A 10,314-nucleotide genomic window follows, 5' to 3' on the forward strand; every position below is an offset into this window, starting at 1 on the left:
GAAGAAGAGCCTGAAACAGATGATTAAAATTGCCTTTCTGCATAAATCACAAAATCATCAATAACATATTTACTGGGATTTTTATAGTTAAGATATTCCCATTTTAATTTATCCATTTGTGGTTGTTCTGGAAGATTACCTAGGATAAATTGTTTAAAATTCTCCTTACTGCTAGCTCGCTTGCCGGTTGAAGTCAAGTACTTGTAAAAGATTAGTCGCAGACCGAGAGAGTCTAAAAACGTATCAATTAAGTACCGTTCTTTATCTATGTTTTCATCAGCATAGGTGTCAAACATTTTATAAAACTTGTTTCCCTGAATAACCAACAAAACCCTACCGTCTGATCGCAAACATTGCTTAAAAATTGATCGATAAATATCGAAGGATTTACTTCTATCTTCCCCTTGATAGAAAAAACAATGGGCAATAATAATTAAATCGAAGAATCCCCTAGGTAACTTAGAGAAGTAATTGTCATAATCGAAGATGCTGACTGTATTAAATTGATAAAAAATATTGGGTGGCAATTGAAGACTATCAAGATATTGACGCCAAAACTGCAGCCCCCTATACTGCAAATTTCGTTGTTTTTCTAGGGAGTAATAGGAACAGGTAAAATCAGCAATTCCTTGATAATCAGTCAAAGATTCTAAAAAGAGGGATAGACCAAACAGCATCGTAGCGGGGCCGGCAGCAATGTCAAGAATTTTAAGATTTCGATTTAATTGACCAGATTGATAGATAAAAAAATAGGCGAGATAACTACAATAAACGTTGTCCAAAAAATATTTGATAAAATAAACATGGGGACTAAAAGCCTTATCATAGGTTGGATCAATTCCTTTCTTTAGTCCATTTAAATCTCGATAAGCCTCTTTGATTTTTTGCTTAACTTGATTTTTATCCAAGTCGACGGCATCAATGATTTGTTCTAAAAACATCACTAATTCAGCCTCTAATTTCGTAAAAACATACTCGTCAATTCCCGTACATTCTATTTTGTAGCCATCGTGATCAATTAAATGAAAAGCCCTATTAATTTTTTGTATTAACTGTTGTTGTGCGGTAAATTTTTGCCTAGCTATAGTGGCAGTAGATTCAGGCAAATAATCACTATTTTGCTTGGTTTGTTCCTGGCTTTCCAAGAATAATTTTTCCAACAAAGTTAATTTATATCCCTGTTTTTTCCTTGCTAAAATTAAATGTTGAGCTAACTTGCGATTTCCTTTGATAATTTCCGCTTTTATAATCTGCAATTGCCATAAACTTTTAACAAATTGAATCGGGTTAATCATAACCAAATCCTTCCCTACCTTCAAAAATTTCTACGCCATAGTATTGCTTGATCAATTCTAGTCTGTTGAGCAGATTACGGTAATTCTCATTTTCGTTTTGATACCACCACTCATATTTTCTTTTTAATTCTACTGCCTTGGCAGGAGTGGATGCTTTTAAGGATTGATTTTGACTGCTGTGAAATGGCTGTATAACTATTCTATCAACCGTGACTAATTGTTCAATAAATTTTGCTAAATCTTCATCGTAGGAAGGCAACAGTGGGGTCATCGTAATGGCGAATTTGATTTTATAATCGTCGTCAGAAGGAAGTTGATGCCTAAGTTTTTCCACCGTCTGTAGGCGAGCTTTAACACTGGGAGAACGGCTTTCAAAATCTTTTCTTACTCTTTCGCTAGCAGTGGGAATGCTGATATTAATTCTTAGGTTATGAAATTGACGTAAAAGGTCAATATCTCTCACAACCATGGGACTGCGAGTTTGTAAAACTAACACAGGTTGATACTTAATTAAGACCTGTAGAATTTTCCTGGTGATCTGTGCTTTCTTCTCAATGGGTTGATAAGGATCTGTTACACTGCTCATATAGATCCGAATCGGACGATCGTATTTTTTGCTAATTCGCTCTAGTTCATTTACTAATAATTCTGCTGAATTTTCTTTTACCATTACCCAGTCTCCCCAATTAGCCTTTAATTGAGCGTTAGGACTAAAGGCAGAAGCGTAGCAATAGTCACAACCAAACTGGCAGCCGCGATAGGGATTAAGAGTAAAATCATAATCCTGGATAAAACCAGTGGCTTTATTGAGGAGAGATTTAGCTTGGTTAATGGTGACTTGCAAAGCTTTTCCCTCAAATAATTTGCAGTTTTTGCAAGGTTAGTTGAAAACGGTGAAGTTAAAATCAACCCCACCGCCTCAACTAGGCACTCTAGAACTCCACGACAATGACTCAGTCAATTTTTGGACTAGCTGCCAACGGGTAGTAGCTGAAAGAGGATGGAGTTGATCAATCCCAGCAAAATGGCTCCAATGAGGGCGCTCCAAAAACCCCAACGGAGACTAAATCCTTCCACAAAGGCGGCGGCCAGGGCAAAGATGATGGCATTGACTACGGTGTAGAACAACCCAAAGGTGAGAAAAATTAGAGGAAAGGTAAAAAATGTCAGTACTGGGCGCACTAAGGCATTGAGCAAACCGATAACTACTGCGGAAATAAGCGCTTTTTTAAAGCTGGAAATTTCTACCCCCGTTGGCAGTTGGGCAATAATCAGGAGGCTAACCGAGGTGACAATCCAGACGATAAGCAGTTGTAACATTTTCCCTCCGTTGGTAATTACAATCAAAAACTAGAACAATGTCCCCATCTTAAACGTTGGCCGCAATGGTTGACTGGTCGGTTTACCGCGGTTAATGGAGCAGACCCGATCGCCAGTGGGGACAAAATGATTGAACGGTGACAGTTTTGCTAGCGGTGTCTGGGGAGAATGGAGAAAATGAAATGGCTGGGTTAGCGAGGGGCTGTTTGGTGAGTTTGATCAGTTCCAGCTGCCCTGGGACAGGGCTTCCCGTTGGCGACGTTTTTTTGTTCAGGTTCCCATTTTTTTAGGACGTTATGAAACCGCACATCGTCGTTTGTGGGCTGGGACAAACGGGTTATCGAATTTTTAGCTTGCTCAAACAACAGGGAGCGGAGGTGATTGGCATTTCCGATCGCCCCATAGCAGGGGAAAATCCCAGCAACATTGTGGTGGGGGAACTGAGGTCCACCGCGACTCTGACTAAGGCCGCCATCCACACCGCCCAAACCTTAGTGCTAGCCACCAGTGACGACGCCCTCAATTTGGCTATCCTGACCCAGGCCCGCATTCTCAATCCCCGCATTCGCATTGTTAATCGTTTGTTTAACCATGCTCTGGGCAAACGTTTAGACACCACCCTCCCAGACCACGTTAGTTTAAGTGTTTCTGCCCTGGCGGCCCCGATTTTTTCCTTTGCGGCTTTGGGTAATCAGGCGATCGGGCAATTGCGTTTGTTTGACCAGACTTGGCCTATACAAGAAATTATCATTGACCAAGACCATCCCTGGTTCAATTTACCCCTGGCAGATTTATGGGACGACCCCAGTCGGATGTTGATCTATTATCTGCCGGCCCATAGTGAAACGGATTTAATCGGTGCAGTGGTGGATGGGCTAACTTTGCAAGCTGGGGATCATCTGATTGTGGGGCAAAAACCCCAACCCAAGGCCAAACGGCGATCGCCTTGGCGCAAATTTTCCAAACTAATTACCAATCTGCGGGAATATCAGCGCTACGTCCAACAGGTGATGTGGGTGATTTTATTTTTATTATTGATGATTTTTCTGGCCACATTCACCTACGTTTCCATTGACCAACACATTGCTCCGGTGGATGCGTTGTATTTTTCCGTCGGTATGATTACCGGGGCCGGTGGCAAGGAAGAAGTGGCGGAAAAGTCCCCCGATATTATCAAAGTGTTCACAGCGGTGATGATGATCGCTGGGGCCGGGGTGATTGGCATTTGCTATGCCCTGCTGAACGATTTCATCCTTGGCAGTCGCTTTAGTCAGTTTTTGGATGCAGCCAAGTTACCCGATCGCCATCACATCATCATTTGTGGGCTGGGGGGAGTGAGCATGGCCATTATTGAAGAGTTAATCCACCAGGGCCATGAAATTGTGGTGATCGAAAAAGATACGGATAATCGTTTCTTGCATACGGCCCGTTCCCTGGGGGTGCCGGTAATTGTAGAAGATGCCCGCCTAGAAAGAAGTTTAGCCTGCGCCAATATCAACCGAGCCGAAGCCATTGTGGTGGCCACCAGTAACGATACGGTGAACTTGGAAATTGGTCTGACCGCCAAGGCGATCGCCCCTAGTTTGCCGGTGGTGTTGCGTTGTCAGGATGCCCAGTTTAGCTTGTCCCTCCAGGAAGTATTTGAATTTGAAACGGTGCTTTGTCCAGCGGAATTGGCCACCTATTCCTTTGCGGCGGCGGCCCTGGGGGGCAAAATTTTGGGCAACGGCATGACCGACGATCTGCTTTGGGTAGCCCTAGCAACGTTGATTACCCCAAACCATCCCTTTGCTGAGCAATTGGTGAAAATTGCGGCTCACAAATCAGATTTCGTCCCCCTCTATCTAGAACGGGGCGGCAAAACCATCCATAGCTGGGAATTGTTGAGCACCCATCTCACCTCCGGGGATGTATTGTATCTAACCATGCCCGCCACTGCCCTGGAGCAACTTTGGCGATCGCCCCATGCCACCGCCGATCCCCTGGACTCTTTTTTGGTTTAGCATGGGTGGAATAGAATTTTTGCCTGGGCTAATAGTGATCAAAAAAGAACATTTTGCCTATGTTTGATATTTTTAAATTAGACGACAGCAGAGGGTGATTTTTGTCGAAAAGTTAAAGCAGAAAAAATAGCAACATAAGTTTAACTTGTAGCTAAATTTTACTGGCAAATAATACTAGAAAAGGATGAATGGAGCCAACAGCTTCACTTTATTGTTTAGTTACTGTGGTGGTTGACTAGCATCTGTTCAGGAAGACTTCGTCATTCTCCTCAAGATATGTTTAAATAATCCTCTCACTACTCAATTTTGAGAAAAAACCCTATACAATTTCTCTCTTCTTGCTGGAGCTTGAACGGGTTAATGGGGAGCAGGCGATAACTTTGTCAACGGTCTGCTATTTTGAGTAAATTTTTAGATTCCCTCGGTGCTGGAGTTTTTTTTGTAGTTAATAGCGGTATAATGTGGGAGTTTTTTATCTATTTAAAATTTATAAATGTTAACAGCGGAAAGAATTAAATTTACCCAGAAGCGGGGGTTTCGTCGGGTACTAAACCAACGGGTTGATGCCTACTTTGCCGAGCATGGCCTGACCCAAAGGGATAACCCCGCCATGTATCTGAAAACCCTGATCATCGTGCTCTGGTTGTTTTCCGCTTGGGCCTTTGTGCTTTTTGCTCCAGTTATTTTTCCGGTACGCCTCCTCGGTTGTGTGGTTTTGGCGATCGCCGTGGCGGCCTTTTCCTTCAATGTCGGCCATGATGCCAACCACAACGCCTATTCCTCTAATCCCTACGTGAATCGGGCCTTGGGCCTGACCTATGACTTTGTCGGGTTATCCAGTTTTCTTTGGCGCTATCGTCATAACTATTTGCACCACACCTACACCAATATCCTTGGCCACGACGTAGAAATCCATGGGGATGGGGCAGTACGCATGAGTCCTGAACAGGAACATTTTAGCATTTATCGCTTTCAGCAATTTTATATTTGGGGACTGTATCTTTTTATTCCTTTTTATTGGTTTCTCTACGACGTTTACCTTGTGCTTAATAAAGGTAAATACCATGACCATAAAATCCCTCCTTTTCAGCCCCTTGAATTAGTTAGTTTATTGGCTGTTAAAGTGCTTTGGCTAGGTTACGTTTTCGGTTTACCCCTGGCCCTAGGTTTTTCCATTCCGGAAGTATTAATTGGTGCTTCCGTCACCTACATGACCTACGGCATTGTGGTTTGTACCATCTTTATGCTGGCCCATGTGTTGGAATCCACCGAATTTTTAACCCCCGATGATGAATCCGGTGCCATTGATGACGAGTGGGCTATTTGTCAAATTCGCACCACGGCCAACTTTGCCACCACTAATCCCTTTTGGAACTGGTTTTGTGGCGGTTTAAACCACCAAGTCACTCACCACCTTTTCCCCAATATTTGTCATATTCACTATCCCCAGCTAGAAAATATCATTAAGGATGTTTGCCAAGAATTTGATGTGGAGTACAAAGTTTATCCCACCTTCAGAGCGGCGATCGCCTCTAACTATCGTTGGCTAGAAGCCATGGGCAAAGCATCATGACCTTCCCCGGGGATTGAGGGAGAAGACAAAATCCCTCAGAAATCTATGATTGAAGCCTTTCTGTTGCCCGCCGACCAAATCCCCAATACCGACCAACTGGCCATGTTTGCGCTGCTCCAAACCCACTTTGAGGGAGTCCATTGGCCGCAGTTTCAAGCCGACCTAGGGGGTAAGGATTGGGTGATTTTACTCAAATTGGCTGGGGTGTTGAAAGGCTTCACTACCTTTTGCTTCTACCCGGCCCAGCGGCAAGGACAAACCGTCAGAATTGTCTATTCCGGCGATACCATTACTGATCCGTCCATGTGGTCTAACCCAGCCCTGGCTAAGGCTTGGACAAAGGCCATGCAAATTCTCCATGGAGCAAAACCGGAAAAACTGTATTGGCTCCTGATTTCCTCCGGTTACCGCACCTATCGGTTTTTGAGCATTTTTGCCAAGGAATTCTATCCCCACTATCTCCACCCCACTCCACCGCCTGTACAGGATTTTATTGACCAACTAGCCCGGGAAAAATTCCAAGCTAACTACGATCCCAGTGTGGGCATTGTGCGTTTACCCCAGCCCCAAGTATTAACCCCTAACCTGCGCCAGGTACCCATGGAAAAATTAGGCGATCGCCATGTGGAGTTCTTTTTGCAAAAAAACCCTGGCCATGGGCAGGGGGATGAGTTGGTTTGTTTGGCCGAGGTGTCAACGGAAAATTTGACCAAAGCGGGACTAAGAATTTGGCATTCCAGCTATGCTGTAAATATCTTGAGCTAATTGGTCTGACCACTGTGGTTTTCCTGCCCAAACCGCAATCCGCCAAAGTTTTTAATCAGCCCCAGCGCTTTGTAGCCGGTTGGTATTGGTTACTGCGTTCCAAACAATTAAAACGGGGCCAGGTTAAAGCCGTATTTTTATTGGGCAAAGATTTGGCGGTTTATCGCACTGACGGCGGCCGAGTAGTGGCGGTGGATGCCCATTGTCCCCACATGGGGGCCCATTTAGCTGAGGGCAAGGTGGAAGGGGAAAGTTTACGTTGTTTTTTCCACAATTGGCGGTTTGATCGCGATGGACAATGCGTGGAAGTGCCCTGTTTAGGGAAATCATTGCCAGTTAAAATTACCACCTGGCCGGTGACCGAAGCCTATGGTTTAATTTGGCTCTGGACTGGGACTGAACCTAGTCAAACCTTGCCTGTGCCGCCGGAGTTAGCTGCGCAAAAAGTGGCCAGTGCCTTGGGTAAAAATTTTACAAAAGCTTGCCATCCCAATGTGGTGATGGTTAATGCCATTGATGCCCACCATTTCAATACGGTGCATAATTTCCCGGTGGAGATCAACTTCAAATCGGAGGTTATTGATCAAAATATAATTAGTTTTGCTAATACTACCAAGGGAGGGAATGATTCCCTTTTAGTACGTTTAATTAAACCCTTTTACCGAGAAGCTGGTACTTATAATTTATCCTATTGGTTTGGCAGTACGGGCACAGTAACTTTGGGGCCAGACTTTTTGCATTTTTACATTATGTTTACCCTGCGCTTAGGGCAAAATGGGCAAACGGAAGGGCAAACAATTTTGTTAACTAAGCATCGCCCTGGGCTGTGGGGCTGGTTATTTAATGGCATTATTCTTTGGCTAACCAATCTGGTGGGCAACTATTTTGCGAAGGGAGATACTAAGATTTTTGAGACCATTAAATTTGCCATCAAAACGCCCCTGGCAGAGGATAGATCAATTCTTGAATTTATCCACCATCTGGAAAAGCAACTAGTCCTCCATTGGGAAACTTGGCAACCACTAGATGAGGAAAAATTGACCTCTGCCCCGGCAGTAACTAACCACAATGGAGGGGTAAAAATCCATGGCCCGATCCATTAGTGGCTTTACCCTCCCCTCGATTTCCTCCGGCGATCGCCTGCAGCGAATTCTCACCTCAACCCTAGGTCAATTAGGGGATAGGGAAACTTTTGACCATGGCCAAGGATTATATTGGCCCGCCGAATATTTTGGCTTAAATCAAGTAACCCTGTTTCAACAGGCCAGTGCGGTAGAAAAGTCTACAATTTTGGCGATCGCCAACCAGGATTTACTGACGGAAATTTATTGGGTGGAGCAGGCGGGAGTGGGCTATATGGCGAAAATGGTCTTGCTAGCAGAAAGCAAAGAAGAACGAATTTTATACAGTTTATTTGCCGCCGATGAAGCCCAACATTTATGTCAAATCGAACAATTTTTTCAGCAAAAGCCAGAATTTAATCAGGACAGTTTTTTATCGTTTATGGGGCAATTACTAGAATCGGACGATAAAGCTCTGTTACTAACCATGGTGCAGGTAGTTTTGGAAGGTTGGGGCTTGAGCCATTACCGTTCCCTCGCCAGCCATTGTCAAAATGATCGTTTAACTGCAACCCTACAAAGCTTTTTGGCCGCTGAAGCCCGCCACCACGCCACGGGAGTCCAGCAATTACAAACCTGGTCACACGATCAACTCAGTCTAAAAAATATTTACCAAGCCCTCAGGGAATTTTTGCAGATGGTGCAAGTGGGGCCCCAACGCTTGGTTAAAGCCATAGAACAGGGCAAAGGTTATTTATCCTCTGACGATCGCCGGCAAATTTTTACCGAATTGCAAACGGAAGTGCAGAGCCAAAATAAGCTCAATCTTTTGCGTTCCTTAATGGTCCATGGAGTACCACCGGAAATTTTATCCCGTCTGGAAGAGCAACAATGTTTCGTCCCCTATGCCGCTGAGTTGTGCTAGAAAAATGAGACCCATGTCAACCACTGTCAACGCCATTCCCAGACCTAGTCATACGCAGCCATCTTTGTTAGCAAAGGATAGCAAAACCCGAAAAAAACTAGAGCTTAATTATCGCCGAGCCAAGCAAACAGATCATAGTCCAGCTTTAGATCAATTAGCCGAGCAATTTGACTATCAGCAGTGCCGAGACCAATACTGGCAAGCGCCAGAATTTTCTCTCCTCTATGGCACTCCCCTGTGGGATCAAGCTAGTGCAGCGCAAAAACTCATCCTCAACCATCTTTACTGGGTGGCTTACTACAGCCAAATTATTGCGGCGGAAGTGGCTACCATTTATTTCAATCAAACCAGCGCCACTGGTCTCTATCCCCTAACGGATTTTCGCTTAGTTTGTGACACCCTAGACTTAGAAACTTCCCAAGAACGGTGCCATATCCAGGCTTTTCAAACTGTGATTGACCAAGTGGAGCAAATTCTCTTTGGCGGCAATCTGTTTGGCCAACCCCGGCGATCGCCATTTCGAGAAACAATGATTTTTGCTGACACAAATCGGTTGAAAAGTTGGTGGAAGGGGATGCAACTCCAAGGTTTTAGTTTACTGTCTGCTAACAATGCCTTTTTGGCTTGTCAGTATCTCACGGTAAGGGGATTGCGGACCTTGAATGGCAAATTAGTGCAACATAAACTCAGTCACTTTTACCAACAACAGGAAGCGGAACGTAACCCCATTCCAACCCAAATTTCCTATTACCATTTTCTCGACGAAAGCTTTCATTTCAATACTTCCACCATTTTGTCCCACGACGTTGGAGGTCTTCTTCCCGCTCCCACTGCTTTTGAGCGACAACTAGTCAATTTGGGCATTAGGGGATGCCAAAGGGATCATTACCATGTGTCCGTTGCTATCAATGGGATTTTTTGGTACGACCCTGCCCTGTATGGCACCATTGCTAAGCTCCTCACATCGCCTTTGTTCGGTCTTTCTGCCCAGGAATGTGAGGCCATGCTTTGGGCCTGTTTCGCCCAGGAAACGGAAGGATTACACCGCAGTTTTCAAACCCACCAAGAAGCCTGGTTATCCTACCAAGCTTACCTAGACCCCCTACCGTTTGTAGACCAGACAAATAAATCCATGGCCTTGATGAAGGGCAACTCCATGGAACATTATTTAAAACTCCAGAGCAGAGCATTGCAAAGTTTTTTTCAAACAAACCCCTTCCCCTCCGCCTCTCCCAAAGCAAATTAAAGGGTAGTGCTACTATCAAAAATTAAGCAAATTTTGTTTAAACTGATGGTGTGGGGAAGTCTATAAGTTTCCGCACTCTAATGCTTAAATGCTTAACATGAACTGATTTCTCCCTCTGATTGAGCC

At 44.3% G+C, this 10,314-nt stretch carries 9 protein-coding genes; 6 read left to right on the forward strand and 3 right to left on the reverse strand.

Annotated features, from left to right (window positions below):
• Positions 1-23: 23 nt before the first annotated feature.
• From IQ219_RS10795 to IQ219_RS10805, 3 genes are all read right to left on the reverse strand, one after another.
• On the reverse strand, positions 24-1,295 hold the full coding sequence (locus IQ219_RS10795; protein ID WP_194018596.1) for a hypothetical protein: 1,272 nt from the start codon (positions 1,293-1,295) through the stop codon (positions 24-26).
• The gene (locus IQ219_RS10800; protein ID WP_194072595.1) at positions 1,288-2,139 is read right to left on the reverse strand and encodes a radical SAM protein; all 852 of its coding nucleotides are present in this window, start codon (positions 2,137-2,139) and stop codon (positions 1,288-1,290) included. The genes IQ219_RS10795 and IQ219_RS10800 overlap by 8 nt, the downstream gene beginning before the upstream one ends.
• A 125-nt stretch (positions 2,140-2,264) precedes the next feature.
• On the reverse strand, positions 2,265-2,615 hold the full coding sequence (locus tag IQ219_RS10805; RefSeq protein WP_190599295.1) for a phage holin family protein: 351 nt from the start codon (positions 2,613-2,615) through the stop codon (positions 2,265-2,267).
• 296 nt (positions 2,616-2,911) lie between these two features.
• On the opposite strand from IQ219_RS10805, the gene IQ219_RS10810 reads away from it, so the two are divergent.
• The 6 genes from IQ219_RS10810 (at position 2,912) to IQ219_RS10835 (ending at position 10,188) form a co-directional block, all read left to right on the forward strand.
• Positions 2,912-4,618, forward strand: coding sequence for a TrkA family potassium uptake protein (locus IQ219_RS10810; RefSeq protein ID WP_194072596.1), 1,707 nt, complete (start codon positions 2,912-2,914; stop codon positions 4,616-4,618).
• 493 nt (positions 4,619-5,111) lie between these two features.
• Entirely contained in the window at positions 5,112-6,191 is a 1,080-nt protein-coding gene (locus tag IQ219_RS10815) for a fatty acid desaturase (protein ID WP_194072597.1), read from the forward strand.
• Between the two features lie 45 nt (positions 6,192-6,236).
• The gene (locus tag IQ219_RS10820) at positions 6,237-6,956 is read left to right on the forward strand and encodes a hypothetical protein (protein WP_194072598.1); all 720 of its coding nucleotides are present in this window, start codon (positions 6,237-6,239) and stop codon (positions 6,954-6,956) included.
• Positions 6,920-8,059, forward strand: coding sequence for an aromatic ring-hydroxylating dioxygenase subunit alpha (locus tag IQ219_RS10825; RefSeq protein WP_228016951.1), 1,140 nt, complete (start codon positions 6,920-6,922; stop codon positions 8,057-8,059). The genes IQ219_RS10820 and IQ219_RS10825 overlap by 37 nt, the downstream gene beginning before the upstream one ends.
• Positions 8,043-8,942: a ferritin-like domain-containing protein gene (locus tag IQ219_RS10830; protein ID WP_194072600.1), complete on the forward strand. Its 900-nt coding sequence runs from the start codon at positions 8,043-8,045 to the stop codon at positions 8,940-8,942. The genes IQ219_RS10825 and IQ219_RS10830 overlap by 17 nt, the downstream gene beginning before the upstream one ends.
• Positions 8,943-8,955: 13 nt before the next feature.
• Positions 8,956-10,188: a P-aminobenzoate N-oxygenase AurF gene (locus IQ219_RS10835; RefSeq protein ID WP_194072601.1), complete on the forward strand. Its 1,233-nt coding sequence runs from the start codon at positions 8,956-8,958 to the stop codon at positions 10,186-10,188.
• Positions 10,189-10,314: the final 126 nt, after the last annotated feature.

This window comes from Synechocystis sp. LEGE 06083, from assembly GCF_015207725.1.
In the GTDB taxonomy this organism is placed as follows: Bacteria; Cyanobacteriota; Cyanobacteriia; order Cyanobacteriales; family Microcystaceae; genus Synechocystis; species Synechocystis salina.